Source organism: Mesorhizobium sp. M1A.F.Ca.IN.020.06.1.1 (assembly GCF_004023265.1).
Taxonomy (GTDB): Bacteria; Pseudomonadota; Alphaproteobacteria; order Rhizobiales; family Rhizobiaceae; genus Mesorhizobium.
The window spans coordinates 1-705 of sequence record NZ_RZSR01001595.1 but is presented as its reverse complement, the minus strand read 5'-3'; the positions used below and the strand labels follow the sequence as shown (position 1 = coordinate 705).

Below are 705 nucleotides of genomic sequence, written 5' to 3'. Positions count from 1 at the left end.
ATCGCACTCTGCGCATGTTCGGCCGGACCACACTCACACGGTCGGAGAACGAAATGGAAAACGGAAAGCTCGCCGTGGTGACCGGCGCTTCCAGCGGCATCGGCAAGGAACTGGCGAAATTATGCGCGAGAGATGGCTACGAACTGGTGATCGTGGCCGACGAGCCGGCGATAGAGCAGGCTGCCGAGGCGCTGCAATCTCACCACGTTGCAGTCGAGGCGGTAGAAGCCGACCTCGCGACCGAGGAAGGGGCCAATCAACTGATCGCGAGGATTGGTGACCGCGCTATTGACCTTCTGTTCCTCAACGCGGGACGAGGCCTGGGCCGGGGCTTCATCGATCAGGACTGGCCCAAGGCGCGCCGCGTCATCGACACGAACATCACCGGCACGGTCTATCTGGCACATCGGCTCGGCCGGCAGATGGTCCGGCGTGGCCGCGGCCGGATCCTGTTCACGGGCTCCATCGCCGGCTTCATGCCCGGCACCTTCCAAGCGGTCTACAACGGCACCAAAGCCTTCATCGATTCTTTCGCCATCGCGCTGCGCCATGAGTTGAAGGACAGCGGTGTGACCGTGACAGTGCTGATGCCCGGCGCGACGCAGACCCGCTTCTTCGAGCGGGCCGACATGATGGACACCGAAATCGGGACTCAGGAGAAAGACAATCCGGCCGATGTGGCCAAGGACGGCTATGATGCCATGA

The 705-nt window shown here is 62.6% G+C and carries 1 protein-coding gene; it reads left to right on the top strand.

Annotation, left to right across the window (positions count from 1 at the left end):
- Positions 1 to 53: 53 nt before the first annotated feature.
- The coding region (locus EOA60_RS35760) for an SDR family NAD(P)-dependent oxidoreductase (protein WP_128312771.1) at positions 54 to 705 on the top strand (652 nt) is incomplete at its 3' end.